Here is a 16,033-nt window from a genome sequence, read left to right as displayed (position 1 = left end):
CGGCGGTGTCCCGCTCGGTCCGGCCGGTGTGTCCCGGCGACGACAGCAATGTTTACGGGCCGGTTGAGCGCGACGCAATGATGTGACGTACTACCCCACTACGGAGAAAATGTCCTAAATAGGTAAGTTAGAAGTCATCTTCCCTGTTCAGGCGCATATGGGCCTACGGCCGTCTTTAGGATGTGATCCCGCTCTCGTGGGCAGCGTCACGACTCCGGCCCCTCCAGATCGGGTTTTGCAGCGTTCCGGTTCACCTTGCGGCCCGGTGAGTACCAGCCGGCGGTCGGCGATGACGGCCCCGCCTGACCGGGTACGCGATCGGAAACGGGCACGGTTGTGAGAGATCAGCAGCTCTGATGGGAGATCGCCGTGCACATCTTGATCCTCGATCGTGACCGGCCCCTGATCGACCGCGTCGCCTCACTGCTGCGGCAGCAGGGTTTCGACGTGACAGGCGTCACCCGTGACGAGGAGGCGGTGGCGCGGCTGGAGACTGGCGCGGTCGACGGCCTCGTGATCGGTGGTGGAGTGCCTGAGGAATCGCGGAGTGACTTGCGGACAGCGGCCGAGGAGAGACACATTCCGGTCGTCGAGGGTGCCTTGCCAGGCAAGGATCCAGAGGTCTACGTACGGGATGAGCTCGGGCCGCAACTGCGGGAGGCCGTCGGCGCCGGGGAATGAGACCCGCACGAAGGACGGCCTTCTCCTACCGCCCGCCGGACACGGTGACTGTCGTGCCGGTCACGTAGGAGGCCGCCGGTGACATCAGCCGGCCGACCGCCTCGGCCACTTCCCGAGGCTGGGCCGGGCGGCCCATCGGTTGTCTCGGCGGGTTCGGCCAGGTCAGGCGGGGCCATGTCGGTGTCGACCAGGCCGGGGGCCACGGCGTTGACGCGGCTGCCCTCCTGCGCCACCTCGTTGGCCAGGCCCCGGGTGAGGCTTTCGACGGCGCCCTCGGTCGTCGCACAGGCGACGACGCCGTGGATCCCGCCCATGCGGGCGGCGACAGAGCTGACATTGACGTCCACCGGGAGCGTTTCAGCTTCTCCAGCGTGGTACTGACTCTGATCTTCGCGGTGTACGCGCTGGTACTCGGCAGCCGCGACGCCGAGGCCGGTGAAGCCACGGCCCGGCAGCTCACAGACCGAGGGCTGTCGGCCACAGGCATGGAACTGGACGTGACCGACCCCGAGAATGTCCGCTCGGTGGCCGACGAGATCGGCAGGACGTACGGGCGTCTGGATGTGCTGGTCAACAACGCCGGTGTGATGGTCGAAGTGTCCGCCGCCCGGTTGGCCGCCGCCGAGTTCCGCTCCGTCTGTGAGGTGAACCTGCTCGGAGCGGCGACCATGGTGCACGAGATGCTGCCCCTCCTGCGAAGCTCCGCGCACCCACGGATCGTGAGCGTGTCCAGCACCACGGCGTCGTTGTCGCTCACCGCAGCCGGCACGGACTTCGGCGGCGACGCCGCCCACCGCATCGCCAGCTCGGTGTCCAAAACGGCGCTGAACATGCTCACACTCCAGTACGCGCGAGCGTTCGCCGCTGACCCGGATCTCGCGCACATCAAGATCAACGCTGTGACACCCGGCTATGTCGCGACCGACATGAGCAAGGGACAGGGCACCCGGACGGTGTCGGCGAAGGCGCCGTGGTCGTCGTCGCGTTCGCAAATCTCGCCGACGACGGTCCCACGGGCCAGTTCCACAACGACCGCGGCCCGGTGCCGTGGTGACGCCGACACCCTGCGGCTCACGCTCCCTGTTGGCATGGCGCACCTGGCGTGGCCGAAGTGACGGTCGGGTACTCGGCCGCCGTCACGGGCACAGGCCGGTGCCCGTCGCGGAAGGCAGGTGGAGGTACCCATGGCTCAGCAAGTACGGGAGATCATGACGTCGGACCCGGTGACGGTGACCGAGACGACGCCGCTCACCGAGGTGGCACGGCTCATGCGGGAGCGGGACATCGGCGACGTCATCGTCGGGGACGCCGACCATGTCCGGGGCCTGGTGACCGACCGCGACCTGGTGATCAGGGCCATCGCCGAGCATCGCGATCCCGACACCACGACGGTCGCGGACGTGTGCAGCACCGACCTGATCACCTGCTCGTCTCAGGACGCGGTGGACCAGGCGGTCCGGCTGATGCGCGACAAGGCCCTGCGGCGGCTGCCGGTCGTCGACGACGGCCACCTCGTCGGTGCCCTCAGCCTCGGCGACCTGGCCGTCGAGAGGGACCCGGGCTCGGCCCTGGCCGATATCAGCGCCGCTGAACCGAATCGCTGAGGGAGCCATTCCGCTCACGGCGGATCGTCGATGGTTCGTTGCCTCTACGACGTATCCGACGTACGCCTGCACGACACGGCCGTCCGCCGCGATGGGAATCGCGGCGGACGGCCGCCTGCCTGACGAGCCGGGCCGACCGGACCGGCTGTAGGTGCCGGTGTACCTGGCCTTTGGTCCGGCTGGCTCGGCCGGCCCGGCCGATCCACGAGATCTTGCTGTCGGTGCCGACGTGCCGCACGCCAGTGCCCACCGGAGTGACGGGCGGCCGCCCGCGTGGCGCGCCGCCGTCGTTCGGGACCGCACGATGCAGAAACTGCCACCAGGCAGCAATCCGCACGACAGCCCTCAGCGACGAGATTCAGGAGGCGTTCTTGGCCACCCGCGTCCACCACCCCTGCCGCGGTCGCGTCACGATGGCTGTCGCGGTCCTGGCCGGCGCCCTTGGCCTGCTCTGTTCCGGCTGCACCCCCGAGGGGCCGGCTGACATCGAGGCGGCCTCGGTGCACTCGCCGGGCGTGAACTGGACGGCGGTGCAACAGGCCATCGGCACGGAGCTGGCCGCTGAGGACGGCGGTGTACACACCGCCGAATGGCTGCGCACCGACCTGCACGTGGTCAACGCGGGCATCACCGAGAGCCCGGGGATGGAGCTCGGCGCCGAGGCGTCCTTCCACGAGACGTCGCCCGGCAAGGTCGTCGTGATCGGTGAAGCCACCCTCACCGAGGACGAACTGAGCAAGGTGGCCGACCGCCTGCAACAGGGCGGCGTGGAGATCACCGCGATCCACAAGCACCTCCAGGCGGAGTCCCCCCGCCTGTGGTGGCTGCACTACGCCGCCTACGGCGAGCCGGTGCACATCGCGCACGCCGTGCACGCCGCGCTGGCCGCCACCGGCATCCCCGCGCGCCGGCCGAGCGAGACTCACTCCCCGCTCGCGTTGGACACGGCCGCACTGGACCGCGTCATCGGCGCCAAGGGCGAGATCGAGCACGGCACCTACCACTTCCACGTCCCCGTGACCCAGAAGGTGACCGACACCCGGGCGCGGGTGACCCTGCCGTACCTGATGGAGGCATCCAGCCTGCTGATGTTCCAGCCGCTGGGCGCAGGCCGCGCAGCCGTCAACGGTGACTTCGTCATGACGGCCGACCAGGTCAACCCGGTGATCAAGGCACTACGCTCCCGGGGCATCACGATCATCGAGCTGCACAATCACATGCTCCACGAGCAACCCCGCCTGTTCTACCTGCACTTCTGGGCAACCGGGCAGGCCACCGCCCTGGCCCACAGCCTGCGTGCGGGTCTCGACCAACTCCACGCACCCAGCACCTGAGCGGCCCGCGACCACACCCCCGACACCCGCAGTCCGGTACGCAGGCCGCCTGCCACACCCTCTCGATATCCGCAAAGGAGCACATGACATGACTGTCGTTCAGGAGAACGCCGTCGCCGTTCTCGCCGAGATCGTGCACGAGATCGCCGGGATCCCGGCGGAGGACGTCCAACCGGACAAGTCGTTCACCGATGATCTGGACATCGACTCGCTGTCCATGGTCGAGGTCGTTGTGGCTGTCGAGGAGCGCTTCGACGTCACGATCCCGGACGAGGCCGTCAAGAGCCTCCAGACCGTCGGCGATGCTGTCGCCTACATCCTCAGCCACCGGACCTGAGCCGCCGTTCCCCGGACAGACAGCCCTCAGCGTGCGCCGCGAACCTGCGCCCGATGACGCCGAGTGGGCGCGGCGGTTGCGTACGTTCGTGCACGGCCGGGCGTGGACGCACGCCGAGGGGCCGGTGGCGCCGGCGAGGTCCGCGCTGGGGGCGAAGGCGCCCGAAGCCCTTGGCGACACGGCCTTGGCCTTCAGGCGAGTGGCTCCGTGGCATCCGGCCACGGAGCCTCCGCAAAAACTCGTTGGCGGACCACGGTGACCGTTGCTAGTTTTCCGGAGGCCGTGCGAGAGAACGAGGAGGTGGTACCCGTGAACGCAGTATCGACATGGGTGCTCCCCTCCAGGGTCACGGTCGGGCGATAGGTCGTCCGGGAGCGCCGTTCCAGAGCACTCCCGAAAGGCACGACCGTGCGATTCACTTCTCAGCAGCGCCTCGACGACGGCGTCCTCGAACGCGAGTGAGACCTGACCTGGGGCTCCGTTCCCGTCGGCCGGTGTTCCGTTGAGGGATCCCCTTACGGAACACCTTGCCAGGTCGATCGTCGACGCTGTCCATGCCGTACCGCAGGAACGGGGCGAGAGCTCAGCGGTGATCCGTGCCCGGCCACCGTGAGGGGCCGGTCCCACGCGGTCTGGCGGGCCCCTGTGGTCGGCCGCGAGGAAGGCCCCCGATCCGGCTTCCGGTCACCTACGCAGAGCCCTCTTGAGCCACGGGGTGCCTGCTGCGGACGGCGACGGCCGCGATGTCGTCGTCGAGCCTTCCGCCGCTGTAGTGGAGCAGATCCTGGTGCAGCTGGTCCAGCAGCTCACGGGGCGCTGCCGGGCCGAGCTGCCGCATCCACTCCGGCAGCGGGAAGAACGTGCCGGTGCGGTCCCGGGTCTCCGTCACGCCGTCGGTGTAGAGCAGCATCTGGTCGCCGGAGGCAAAGGTGAAGGTGTCGACGTGGTAGTCGTCTCCGAGGAGCGCCGCGAGATTGAGGGGCGGCGAGGGAACAGTGGGCTCAAGGACGCGGATCTCTCCGTTCTGCATCAGCAGTGGTGGGGGATGCCCGCAGTTGAGGATCTTCGCGTGCCCACCGCCGTACGGGATCTCGGCGATCAGAGCGGTGGCGAAGTGCTCCGGCTGGTCCGGGTCGAGGATCGCGACGCTGTAGCGGCACATGCTGGTCTCCAGGCGATGGATGATGCCCCTCAGGTCGGGCTGGTCGTACGCGTTCTCCCGGAAGCAGTTGATCACCGCGGAGGCCGCTCCCACCGCCGACAGTCCCTTGCCGCGCACGTCACCGATGAGCAGCCGAACCCCGTACGGCGTGTCGGCGACCTCATAGAAGTCGCCCCCGATGCGGGCCTGCTCCTGGGCCGCCAGATACAGCGACTCGATCTCGACGTCCTGGACCCGGCGCGGTAGCGGGCGCAGCAGCACCTGCTGCGCCGCGTCGGCGACGAGCCGGATCTGGAAGAGTGTCTCCTCTCGCTGGAGTCGGAGATGGCTCGTATAGGCGGCCGCCAAAGTGACCGCGACGATCGCAGCCGCCGTGTAGGGCGTTCCCAGATCGGAGTAGACGAGGCTGAGCCCGATCATGACCAGCAGGCAGAACGCCCCCAGCAGGATCGTCGAGAGTACGGGCCACATCGCGGCGGCGAGGGCGGGTGCGGCCGGCAGGAGGCGGCTGAAGGCGATCTCCCTGGGGGTGGCGAAGGCCAGGGCGGCGATGAGGACGGTGAGAAGCACGGGGGACAGCAGTACGGGCTCGGGTCGGCCACCGTACAGAGGGCGGTGACGTCGAGGCCGTCCGGTCCTGATCATAAAAGGTATCTTAATGGGGCATAACGGGCTTCGTGCCGTGCGACGGGATGGATCGGCGTCGGCTTCTCCCCGGTGGTGCTATCAAGGGTGTCCGGTGGTGCTATCAAGGGTGTATGGAGGTATTTTCCGGGCCTCCTCGGAGCCCGGAACGTCATCCGCCCGTCGGACGCTCACGCGTACGTCGCGCTCCCGTGCTGGACCTGCGCAGTGCGGCCGGTCAGGTGTTCCTTCTCCAGGTCTTGATCGTGGTCCTGCTGGTCGTGGCGGCGGCGGGGGCCATGCTGCTCCAGACGGCGCGTGACGCTCTGCAACTGGGGCGACGGGAGTCGGTCGTCGCGGCCCAGTCGTTCGCGAGTGCTCCTGGCGTGTCCGCGGCGCTGCAGAGCCGCGATCCGCCGGCGTTGCTCCAGCCTCGGGCCGAGGCGGCACGGAAGCGTGCGGGTGTGGATTTCGTCGTCGTCATGAACACGAAGGGGATTCGCTACACGTATCCGTATCCGCGGGAGATCGGCAAGAAGTTCGTCGGCACCATCGCACCGGCGCTGAAGGGCCGTACCGTCGTCGAGCAGGCCGGCGGGCCGGCACTGCCCGCGGGCAAGGGGACGGCCGTGCAGGCGGTGGTCCCGGTGACCGACGCGCACGGCAAGGTGGTCGGCCTGGTCTCCGCCGGAATCACGGTCAAAGCCGTCGCGGGACTCTGGATGCCCCAGCTGCCGATCATCCTGGGCACCGGCGCGGCCGCGCTGGCGCTGGCCGTGACGGGAACGACGCTGGTGTCCCGGCGGCTGCGGCGGCAGACGCACGGCCTGGCCCCGGAGGAACTGGTGCAGCTGTACGAGCACCACGACGCGGTCCTGCACGCGGTGCGGGAAGGAGTGCTGATCACCGGCGCCGACGGACGGCTGGTGCTGGCCAACGACGAGGCGACACAGCTGCTCGGACTGCCCGCGGACGCGCAGGGGCGCCCGGTACGGGAGCTGGGGCTGCCGGAGCCGATCATGGGTCTGCTGACGTCGCCGGAGTCGGTCACCGATGAGGTCCATCTCGCGGGGGACCGCTTGCTGGCGGTGAACAAGCGGCCGACGTACCCGCAGGCCGACCGGGGAGGCAGCGTGGTGACCCTGCGGGACACCACGGAGCTGGCGGCGGTCACGGGGCGGGCCGAGGTCGCGCGGGAGCGGCTGAAGCTGCTGTACGAGGCGGGGGTGGCGATCGGGACCACGCTGGATGTGGAGCGTACGGCCCAGGAGCTGGCCGACGTGGCGGTGCCGCAGTTCGCCGACCTCGTGACGGTGGATCTGCTCGAAGCGGTGCTGCGGGGGTGGGAGCCCACGGCGGAGGGCTGGCGGCATCTGCGCCGGGCGGCGATCGGCGGCGAACAGCGGATGATGCCGGTGTATCCGCTGGGCGAAGTGATCACGTTCGCCCGCCGAACGCCGCAGATGCGGGCACTGCAGGAGCGAAGGGTCATGCTGGAGGCGGATCTGCGGCAGGCACACGGCTGGCAGGAACAGGATCCGGAGCGCGCCGGGAAGGCCCTGGAGTGCGGGTTGCGGTCGCTGATGGCCGTACCGCTGCGGGCACGGAACGTGCCGCTGGGGGTGGCCAACTTCTACCGGACAGCGGATTCCCCACCGTTCGAGCCGGAGGACCTCGCCTTCGCGGAGGAACTGGCCGCGCGGGCGGCGGTGGCCCTGGACAACGCCCGGCGGTTCACCCGGGAGCACGCGATGGCGGTGACGCTGCAGCGCAGCCTGCTCCCGCGCAGGCAGCCGGAGCAGGACGCACTGGAGGTGGCCTGGCGGTATCTGCCCGCGGAGGCGGGCGTGGGCGGGGACTGGTTCGACGTCATCCCGCTGACGGGCACTCGAGTGGCTCTGGTGATGGGTGATGTCGTCGGTCACGGGCTGCACGCGGCGGCGACGATGGGCCGGCTGCGCACCGCGGTGCACAACTTCTCCACCCTGGACCTGCCCGTGGACGAGGTGCTCGGGAACCTGGACGACCTGGTGGTCCGCATGGACAACGAGGAGAACACGGGCGACGCCGCGGACCGCCACGAGGGCGCCGGGGTGGCCGGAGCGACCTGTCTGTATGCGGTCTACGACCCGGTGGCGGAGACCTGCACGATGGCCCGTGCGGGGCACCCCGAGCCGGTGGTGGTGCGCCCGGACGGGACGGTCATGTGCCCTGCCGTGCCGGCCTCCGCGCCCCTCGGTCTGGGCGGCTACCCCTTCGAGGCCGTGGATGTGTCCCTGCCGGAGGGTTCACAACTGGTGCTGTTCACCGACGGCCTCGTGGAGGACCGCACCCACGACATCGACGTCGGGATGAAGAGGCTGCACCGGGCCTTGGCCGGGTCCGGGAACCGCACGCCGGAGGAGACGTGTCAGGCGGTGATCGACGCGGTGAAGCCGTCGCACTCCTGCGACGACATCGCTCTGCTGACGGCACGCACCCGGAAGTTCCCGCCCTCGGGTGTGGCCGAGTGGGACGTGCCACCGGACCCGGCGCTGGTTCCCGCGGTACGGGCGCGCTGCCGGGAGACATTGCTGCAGTGGGGGCTGGATGACTCCGCGTTCGCCACGGAGCTGATCGTCAGCGAGTTGGTCACGAACGCGATCCGGTACGGCTCCCCGCCGGTCGCCGTACGGCTGCTGCACGGACGCTGTCTGATCTGCGAGGTGTCGGACGGCAGCGGCACCTCGCCGCGCCTGCGGCGCGCGGCCACCACGGACGAAGGCGGACGAGGGCTGTTCCTGGTGGCGCAGTTCGCCCAGCGATGGGGAACGCGGTACACCACCCGCGGCAAGGTCATCTGGACGGAGCAGGTTCTTCACGACGGCACGTCCGCCGCCTCGGGCCTGGCACCGGTCGACTTCCTTCTCGACCAGTTCGACCTCGACCAGTTCGATGATCTCGGCTTGTGAGCCGAACTGACCACCGGATCGCCGCGCGCTCGGCATGCCTGTATGCGTGGCCGCTTCGACGGTGTTCCCATACGGACGGAGGTACCGAGATTTGGGACACGTTTTACGCGACGTACGCAACTGTGCCCGGGCCTTCGCTGTCTGACAGGGAGTCGGGCCCGTCAGGGCTGAGGAGCGAGAGAGCGGGGCAGGTCGTGGGACGGCGCAAGGGCGGCATAGGGATCGCACTCGTCACGGCTGCGATGCTGGTGGGCGCGAGTGCCTGCGGCGGCGGCAATGACAAGGCGAGCGGGGACGACGCGAAGGCCTCGGGCAAGCCGAGTGCGAGCACCTCCCCGTCACCGACGAAGCCCGCGGGCCCGCCGATGCTGCTGGACACGATCACCCCGCAGGCGGGAACCACGGTCGGCGTGGCCATGCCGATCTCGGTCGTCTTCACGAACCCCGTGGCGGCAAAGGCACGGGCCGCGGTGGAGAAGCACATGAAGGTGAGCGCCTCGCAGCCGGTGGCCGGAGCCTGGCACTGGTTCGGCGACAGGCGCGCCGACTGGCGACCGAAGACGTACTGGCCCTCCGGCACGAAGGTGAAGATCGACGCCGAGATGACGGGCGTCGGCAACGGCAACGGACGCTACGGCGTGCGCAACTACACGCACACCTTCACGATCGGCGACGACGTGCGCGCGGCCGTCTCGGTGACCGGCCACACCATGAAGGTGACCCGGAACGGCCAACTGGTGCGCACCCTGTCGATCAACGCGGGCAGCGCCCAGTATCCGACGTGGAACGGCACGATGGCCGTCATCGACAAGCAGGAGAAGGTCCACATGACCTCCTGCAGCGTCGGCATCAGCTGCGACAAGGGCAGCCCCAACTACTACGACCTGACGCTGCCCTGGGACGTCCACCTGACCCAGTCCGGCACGTACGTGCACTACTCGACCGGCGACCCCAATCCGGGCAGCGGCAGCGCCCGCGGCTCGCACGGCTGCGTCCACCTGTCCATGTCGGACGCCAAGTGGTTCTACGGCCAGGTCAAGCAGGGCGACCCCATCACCATCACCGGCTCGCCCCGCGCCAAGGCCCCGGCCGACAACGGCTACGCCGACTTCAACCTGGCATGGGACCAGTGGCTCGCGGGCAGCGCGTCCGGGGAGGGGACGGCCGCGACGCTGTCATGAGCCGCGGTGGCGGCGCCGGTCAGCGCTCGACGCTGCCTCCCGCTCCGGGGCCGGCAGGGCGAGGAGGCGTCCGATCTGCTGCGCGTCCGGCAACGGGCCGTGATCTGGGGCCACTTGCAGGGCCGACACCGCGGTGATGTGCCCCAGTCTGAGCGCCTGGGCCGGGGCGGCTCCCCGCAGGAGGCCCGCGAGGAAGCCCGCGGCGAAGGCGTCGCCTGCGCCGACGGGCTCCATCACCGTCGTCCGTAGCGCCGGCACCGTGTGGACGCCGTCCCCGGTGAGGGCGGTGGCGGCGCGGGCGCCGTAGACCGGTCACCGCCAGATCCGTGCCCCACAGACCCTGCGCCTCGTCGAGACCGACGAACACGATGTCCGCCCGGTCGGCCAGCCGGCGCAGCACGGTGGCCGCGGTGCCGTCCGGCCAGAGGGCGGGCCGGTGGTTGACATCGAAGCCGACGGCGAGTGGACGCAGGGCCGCGGGAGTGCTCTGGGCCCTTGTGACCAGTTCCCGGCAGGGGGGCGAGAGGGCCGGTGTGATGCCGGTGAAGTGCAGCAGACCGGCCGAGCGCACCGGCTCGTGGTCCAGCAGTTCGGGCCCGAGCGTCGAGGCCGCCGAGCCGGCTCTGTAGTGGTGCACGCGCGTGCCGCCCGAGCCGGTGTCCTTCACGAGGAGACCCGTGGAGTGGTGGGCGTCGGTGCGCACGTACGAGACGTCCACTCCGGCGGCGGACACGGCGGCGCGGACCCGTCTGCCCGAGGTGAGCCAGCCGATCACGTACCCCACTATGGAAGGGACGCGTGTGCGCGGGCCGGAGCGGAGGTGGGCTGCCATGTCGAGCGGTGCCGTGCTCGTGCGCCTCACCGACGACGGGCGGATCCTGGAGTGGTCCGCGCGGGCCGCGTACCTGCTCGGCCGGTCCCGGGAGGAGGCTGAGGGCCGCACCGTGGCCGAGCTTATGGGCGGGGGCGACGGCACCGTGGGACGCGGGACCTTGCTGGCGGGTCTGGGCGCGGTGTCCGTACGGCCGGTGGTCTCCGGCGACTCGCTCACGTGGGAGGTACGCGACGAGCAGGACGACGGCACCGCGGCCCAGGATCTGGCGATCCTGCGCACGCTGTTCGTCCACTCGCCGATCGGCCTGCACGTCCTGGACGGGGATCTCCGCATCGTCCGGTCCGGCAGGGCCATGCGCGAAGCACCGCCGGAGGCGGAGGGCGCCCCGGCCGGCGAGGACTTTCCCGAGGCCCTGGGTCCTGAGGATCCCGAGAAGGAGCGCGCAGTGGCGCGCCGGGTCCTCAGGACCGGGGAGCCGGTGCTGCAGCGCGTCGTACGGGCCGTGCCGAAGCGGGGCACGGGCAGACCCGTGGACTACTCCCTGTCGTACGTGCGCCTCGAAGGGGCGGACGGCGAGGTGCTGGGCCTCGTCGCCTGGGCGCTCGACGTGACCGAACACGAGCGGGCGCTACAGCGGCTGAAGCTCCTGGAGAAGGTCCGCGCCTCGGTAGGCGAGCGGCTGGAAGTCGTGGCTGTGTGCCAGGAGTTGGTGGACGCGGTCGCACCGGCGTTCACGGGCATCGTGGTGGTCGAAGTCATCGAGGACGTCATCCGGGGCGAGGAGCCGCCGCTGGCTCCGGTGGACCAGGACGTGCCGTTGCGGCGAGCCGCCTTCAAGGGGCTGATTTCCGCTCACCCGGTGGGGGACGTGCGCCGGCTGCCGGACGGCACGCCCTTCTCCCGCGTCCTGAACGACCTGCGGACCAGGCTCGTCACCGTGACCAAGGACAGTCCCTGGCTGTCGGCGGACCCGGCGCGGGCCGACGCCATCGTCCGGTCGGACGCGCACTCCCTGATCGTCGCCCCGCTCACCGTGCGTGGCGAGGCGCTGGGTGTGGTCAGCTTCTACCGGCACCGGGACGAGGAACCCTTCGACGAGGCGGACATCCCGCTGACGTCGGACATCTGCGCCCATGCCGCCCTGTGCATCGACAACGCCCGCCGCTTCACCCGGGAGCGGACCATCGCCGCGAGCATCAAGCGCAGGCTCCTGCCGCAGCGGACGTCGGCACCGTCCACGATGGAAGTGGCCCCCATGCACATCCCGGGGTCGGGTGGTGGAGGCGCGTGGTTCGACGCGATCGAACTGGCCGGGGGCCGGACGGTACTGGTCCTCGGGGACGTGGTCGGCCGGGGTGTCGCCACCGCGACCACGATGGGACAGCTGCGGACGGTCATCCACGCACTGGCCGCGCTGGACCTGGAGCCGAACGAACTGATGGCACGGCTCAGCGACACCGCCGCGCAGCTCGCCTCCGAGCGGGCGGCGCTCCCCGCCGGGGATCCGCTGCACCGTGAGCCGCTGACCGCCTGCTGCCTGATCGCCCTGTACGACTCCGTCGACCACACCTGCACCCTCGTCCGTGCCGGCCTGTCCGAGCCGTACCTGGTCCGCCCAGGGGCAGAGGCGGAGAGACTGCCCACGCCGGCGGGACCGGTGCTGGCCGGCCCCGACCACGCCCCCTTTCCCGCGACCGAGATCCCGATGCCGGCCGGCACCATCCTCGCGGTCGGCACCGAGAACCTGCTGCAGCGCGAACCGCGGCTGCGTACCGTGCTGCGCGAGAGAGCGGAGCTGCCGCTGGAAGAGGTCAGCGACACGCTCGCCTACACGCTGCGGGACAACCACCCCGAGAGCGAGAAACTGGTGCTCCTGGCACGCGCCCGAGGGCTGCCCGCCGACCAGGTGCTGACGCTGCCGCTGGCCGGGAACCTCGCGACCGTCCCGGAGGTCCGGGCGACGGTGCTAGGACAGCTCGAAGCGTGGGAGGTCAGCGCGGAAGCAGCGTTCACGACGGAACTCATCGTCAGTGAGCTGGTCGCCAACGCGCTGCGCCACGGCGCGCCGCCGTACCGGTTGCGCCTCATTCTCGACGAGCGACTGACCTGCGAAGTCCGCGACGCGGGCGACAGCGTTCCGCACCTGAAGCACGCCCGCACGATCGACGAGGGCGGCCGCGGCCTCTTCATCGTCGCGAGCGTCGCCGACGGATGGGGCATCCGCTACCACGCGCAGGGCAAGACGGTCTGGGCACAGCAGCGCCTGGGTACGCCGGGGTAGCCGCGGACGACGGGCACGGTGTCGGCACCGGACTCGTCACCTTGCCGTGGCGCGGTGTGAGGGTGAATCGGGCGGCGCATTATGATCTTCGGCCTGGCCGAGGAGGGGGTCGTATGGCGTTTCGGGAACATGTGGAACGGGTCGCCGGCGAGGTCGTCGGAGCGTTCCCGCCGGATGGCGGGATTTACGCGGTGACGTTTCGTATCGACAGCGTCGATCAGGATCCCCGGTTTCCGTACCTGGCCATCGGATACACGACCGAGGCCGACGCCGCGGCATCGGCGGTGCAGGCGTCGGATTCCTGGGAGGCGCGCTGGAGCTACGCGTTCTTCCCCCGGACGGGGCTCGAAGGGATAAGGAGCGTCGGGCGTGATCCGGAGGGTACGGAGTTGTACCGGCGGGAGGCGGAGTCGCGGGGGCTCTGGTACGAGGACGACGACGAGCCGGACGATCGCGACGAGCGGCTGGTCGAGTGGTTCTACGAGGTGTGCGTCGCAGCCGCTCGGCACCTCCACGACAGTGGCCGGATCGTGGAGGCGCTGGGACGGCCGGTCCCGGTGATTCTGTACGACATGTTCGACCCGGACTCGATGTTCCGGCTGACCTCGCACGCCAACCCGGCGGAGCTTGTCACCGAGTTCATGACCGAGGACCCAAGCTAGACTTCCGCACTCAGCTCACTCGAGCGAGTGCTATCCAGTGCCCCTGAGACGCTCGGGCGTTCAATCACCCTCGCCGAGAGCTCACGCGCCTGCGCGCGTGAGCCGGCACCGGCGCGGTGTCGTTCGCGCGGCACGGCGTCAACCGCGGTGTCCACCCTGACTGCAGGCGGGCGCGGTGGTGCATCGAGGCCACATTCCACTGGTTTGGTCAATGTTTACTTTTCCGGAATCCGTCTGCATAGTGGCGCCTCGAAATACTGGTGGGTTGAGCCGAGGGGCCCTTTCTTGTCTCAGATCAACGATGGTGCCGCGCGCGAGGTGGAGCTTGAGCGAGTTCAGGTTTCCGTCATAGGCGAGCTGTTCGACGAGCGGCTGGCCGAAACGCGGGAGCAGCTGGCGAGCGTGCTCGCGTCGCCGTCCGACGGCGCGGGCGAGGCGTACGAGAGGGAGGTGGCGGCGGGGCGGCTGGCGCGGGAGGTGCGTCGGCTGGAGGGGGCCGAGGACGGTTTGGTCTTCGGGCGGATCGACCTGGCGGACGGGACCGTTCTGCGGATCGGGCGGCTGGGGCTGCACAGGGATTCGGACGAGCTGCCACTGCTGGTGGATTGGCGGGCCGAGGCCGCGCGGCCCTTCTATGAGGCGACGCCGGTTCATCCCATGGGGTTGCGGCGGCGCCGCCATCTGCGCCTGACGGGCCGCACGGTGGTGGGGGTGAGCGATGAGCTGCTTGACGGCTCCGCACCCACCGGACAGGACGTGGTCGGCGACGGTCCGTTGGCGGAGGCGCTCCAGAAAAGGCGCACGGGACGGATGGGTGCGGCGGTTGCCACGCTGCAGGCCGAGCAGGACGCGATCGTCCGGTCGCCGCACCGCGGGGTGACGGTGGTGCAGGGTGGTCCGGGCACCGGCAAGACGGTGGTGGCGCTGCACCGCGCCGCGTATGTGCTGTACGCGTTCCCGAAGGCAGCCGAGCGCGGCGTGCTCGTACTGGGCCCGAACGCGCGGTTCCTCGACTACATCTGCCAGGTCCTGCCCTCGCTCGGGGAGAACGACGTCGTCTTGGCGACATGCGAGGAACTGGCCGACGTCGTACCGGGCGCCGCGGACTCCGTCGAGGTGGCGCGCCTGAAGGGGAGCGCCGCACTGGCCGACGCGCTGGCCGCCGTTGTCCGCTCGCGTCAGGCCCCGGGCGGCGCCTTCGACGTGCGGGTCGGGCAGGAGTGGATTCGTCTGCAGGACAGGGAGGTGGCACAGGCGCGGGAGTCGGCGCAGACCAGCGGTCTCGCGCACAACCGGGCGCGTCGGCTGTTCAAGGAGCTGCTGGTCGACGCCCTCGTCCGAGAGCTCGCCCGCAGTGGCGCCGAGGCGCTTGACCGTATCGACGCCCAGGTCGCGGAGCTGACCGGCCTCGACCTCGACCGGGCAGCGGCAGCGGACCTGCGCCGCCTCGGTCTTGACGACGCCCCCGCCACGGGTGCCGACGAGTTCGACGCCGACGCCGTACGCGCCGACCTCCTGGACGATGCCTTGCTCGATCAGGCAGTCGATGACCTGTGGCCGCGGCTCACGCCCGGAGATGCCGTCCGCGCCCTGCTGACGGACGGCAACGCGCTGGCCGCGTACCTGCGGCACTTCACCGACGACCAGCGGGCCCTGCTGTGGCGAACGCCCGATGCGCCCTGGACGGACGCCGATGTGCCGCTTCTCGACGAGGCGGCCGGCCTGGTCGACGGCCCGCCTGAGCACGCCTTCGGGCATGTCGTCGTCGACGAGGCGCAAGAGGTCACCGCGATGCAGTGGCGGATGATCGTGCGCCGCTGCCCGGGCAGGTCGATGACGCTGGTCGGGGATTTCGCCCAGGCGGGCCCGACCACGGTGGCCCGGGACTGGAAGGAGGCACTCGGCCCGCACCTCGGACGGCGCTTCGATCTGCGCACCCTGACCGTCAGCTACCGGACCACACAGGAGATCCTCGCCGCCACAGGGGACTTGCTCGCCCGGATCGCCCCGGGCCGGCCGCCGATCCGGTCGATCCGGCGCGGCGAGGTGCCTCGAACCCTTGCCGTGGCCCCCGAATCGCTCGTCACCGCCCTCGAGCGGGAGCTGCGCGAGCAGGCCTCCGGGTACCCGGGCGAGTTGGTCGGGGTGATCTGCGCCGACGGCAGGACGGAGCAGCTCGCGGCGGCCGGAATCGAGCGGCACGCCCGACTGCTGCCGGCCTCACAAGCGCGTGGCTTGGAGTTCGACGCCGCCGTCGTGGTCGACCCGGACGAGATCACCGCCGCCCGCCCCGGGGGCGAACGCGACCTGTACGTCGCCCTCACCCGGGCCACCAAGCGGCTGTGCACAATCACCGTCCCGCGGCCCTGATGCGGCAGCCG

At 70.3% G+C, this 16,033-nt stretch carries 12 protein-coding genes and 2 pseudogenes; 10 read left to right on the top strand and 4 right to left on the bottom strand.

All coding sequences use genetic code 11. The features are described from left to right. The first annotated feature begins 369 nt into the window (after window positions 1–369). The gene (locus ACFYOH_RS39485) at window positions 370–681 is read left to right on the top strand and encodes a hypothetical protein (protein ID WP_388635932.1); all 312 of its coding nucleotides are present in this window, start codon (window positions 370–372) and stop codon (window positions 679–681) included. 25 nt (window positions 682–706) lie between these two features. Here ACFYOH_RS39485 and ACFYOH_RS39480 read toward each other — a convergent pair whose 3' ends face one another. Continuing rightward, complete coding sequence (locus tag ACFYOH_RS39480) at window positions 707–817, bottom strand: SDR family oxidoreductase (protein WP_388635930.1); 111 nt, start codon at window positions 815–817, stop codon at window positions 707–709. Window positions 818–908: 91 nt separating this feature from the next. Next, window positions 909–995: pseudogene (locus ACFYOH_RS39475) on the bottom strand (hypothetical protein); the annotation flags it as partial. On the opposite strand from ACFYOH_RS39475, the gene ACFYOH_RS39470 reads away from it, so the two are divergent. The 4 genes from ACFYOH_RS39470 (at window position 981) to ACFYOH_RS39455 (ending at window position 3,956) form a co-directional block, all read left to right on the top strand. Further along, window positions 981–1,796 carry an SDR family NAD(P)-dependent oxidoreductase gene (locus tag ACFYOH_RS39470; protein WP_388635928.1) on the top strand — a complete coding sequence of 272 codons (816 nt, stop codon included), beginning with the start codon at window positions 981–983 and terminating at the stop codon, window positions 1,794–1,796. The pseudogene ACFYOH_RS39475 and the gene ACFYOH_RS39470 overlap by 15 nt on opposite strands. 69 nt (window positions 1,797–1,865) lie before the next feature. Further along, a complete protein-coding gene (locus ACFYOH_RS39465; protein WP_388635926.1) occupies window positions 1,866–2,285 on the top strand; it encodes a CBS domain-containing protein in 420 nt (139 codons plus the stop codon). A 371-nt stretch (window positions 2,286–2,656) separates the two neighbouring features. Next, on the top strand, window positions 2,657–3,619 hold the full coding sequence (locus ACFYOH_RS39460; RefSeq protein ID WP_388635924.1) for a DUF1259 domain-containing protein: 963 nt from the start codon (window positions 2,657–2,659) through the stop codon (window positions 3,617–3,619). 88 nt (window positions 3,620–3,707) lie between these two features. Beyond that, window positions 3,708–3,956: an acyl carrier protein gene (locus ACFYOH_RS39455; RefSeq protein ID WP_388635922.1), complete on the top strand. Its 249-nt coding sequence runs from the start codon at window positions 3,708–3,710 to the stop codon at window positions 3,954–3,956. Window positions 3,957–4,644: 688 nt separating this feature from the next. On the opposite strand, the gene ACFYOH_RS39450 is transcribed toward ACFYOH_RS39455, so the two are convergent. Then, window positions 4,645–5,763: a PP2C family protein-serine/threonine phosphatase gene (locus ACFYOH_RS39450; protein ID WP_388635920.1), complete on the bottom strand. Its 1,119-nt coding sequence runs from the start codon at window positions 5,761–5,763 to the stop codon at window positions 4,645–4,647. A 113-nt stretch (window positions 5,764–5,876) separates the two neighbouring features. On the opposite strand from ACFYOH_RS39450, the gene ACFYOH_RS39445 reads away from it, so the two are divergent. Beyond that, complete coding sequence (locus tag ACFYOH_RS39445) at window positions 5,877–8,693, top strand: SpoIIE family protein phosphatase (protein WP_388635918.1); 2,817 nt, start codon at window positions 5,877–5,879, stop codon at window positions 8,691–8,693. Window positions 8,694–8,887: 194 nt separating this feature from the next. Beyond that, window positions 8,888–9,874, top strand: a complete 987-nt coding sequence (locus ACFYOH_RS39440; RefSeq protein WP_388635916.1) for an Ig-like domain-containing protein — start codon at window positions 8,888–8,890, stop codon at window positions 9,872–9,874. Here the strand turns inward: ACFYOH_RS39440 and ACFYOH_RS39435 are convergent. Next, window positions 9,869–10,706, bottom strand: a pseudogene (locus tag ACFYOH_RS39435) (sugar kinase). The gene ACFYOH_RS39440 and the pseudogene ACFYOH_RS39435 overlap by 6 nt on opposite strands. Here ACFYOH_RS39435 and ACFYOH_RS39430 point away from each other — a divergent pair. The 3 genes from ACFYOH_RS39430 to ACFYOH_RS39420 all read left to right on the top strand — a co-directional run bounded on the left by ACFYOH_RS39430 (window position 10,705) and on the right by ACFYOH_RS39420 (window position 16,022). Then, a complete protein-coding gene (locus ACFYOH_RS39430; protein ID WP_388635914.1) occupies window positions 10,705–12,990 on the top strand; it encodes a SpoIIE family protein phosphatase in 2,286 nt (761 codons plus the stop codon). The pseudogene ACFYOH_RS39435 and the gene ACFYOH_RS39430 sit on opposite strands and share 2 nt — an antisense overlap. A 131-nt stretch (window positions 12,991–13,121) precedes the next feature. Then, window positions 13,122–13,652: a hypothetical protein gene (locus ACFYOH_RS39425; protein WP_388635912.1), complete on the top strand. Its 531-nt coding sequence runs from the start codon at window positions 13,122–13,124 to the stop codon at window positions 13,650–13,652. Window positions 13,653–13,937: 285 nt separating this feature from the next. Beyond that, window positions 13,938–16,022 carry a HelD family protein gene (locus ACFYOH_RS39420; RefSeq protein WP_388635910.1) on the top strand — a complete coding sequence of 695 codons (2,085 nt, stop codon included), beginning with the start codon at window positions 13,938–13,940 and terminating at the stop codon, window positions 16,020–16,022. The last annotated feature ends 11 nt before the right edge of the window (window positions 16,023–16,033 follow it).

The sequence above is a fragment of the Streptomyces sp. NPDC007856 genome (genome assembly GCF_042868225.1).
In the GTDB taxonomy this organism is placed as follows: domain Bacteria; phylum Actinomycetota; class Actinomycetes; order Streptomycetales; family Streptomycetaceae; genus Streptomyces.
Note: the sequence above shows the minus strand (reverse complement) of the source record. Positions and strands in the feature narration are given on the sequence as shown.

What these genes read in the sequence shown, in the direction of transcription:
- ACFYOH_RS39480 (WP_388635930.1), bottom strand. Translation starts at nt 817, where the DNA reads ATGGGCCGCCCGGCCCAGCCTCGGGAAGTGGCCGAGGCGGTCGGCCGG.
- ACFYOH_RS39465 (WP_388635926.1), top strand. Translation starts at nt 1,866, where the DNA reads ATGGCTCAGCAAGTACGGGAGATCATGACGTCGGACCCGGTGACGGTG.
- ACFYOH_RS39455 (WP_388635922.1), top strand. Translation starts at nt 3,708, where the DNA reads ATGACTGTCGTTCAGGAGAACGCCGTCGCCGTTCTCGCCGAGATCGTG.
- ACFYOH_RS39450 (WP_388635920.1), bottom strand. Translation starts at nt 5,763, where the DNA reads ATGATCAGGACCGGACGGCCTCGACGTCACCGCCCTCTGTACGGTGGC.
- ACFYOH_RS39445 (WP_388635918.1), top strand. Translation starts at nt 5,877, where the DNA reads ATGGAGGTATTTTCCGGGCCTCCTCGGAGCCCGGAACGTCATCCGCCC.
- ACFYOH_RS39430 (WP_388635914.1), top strand. Translation starts at nt 10,705, where the DNA reads ATGTCGAGCGGTGCCGTGCTCGTGCGCCTCACCGACGACGGGCGGATC.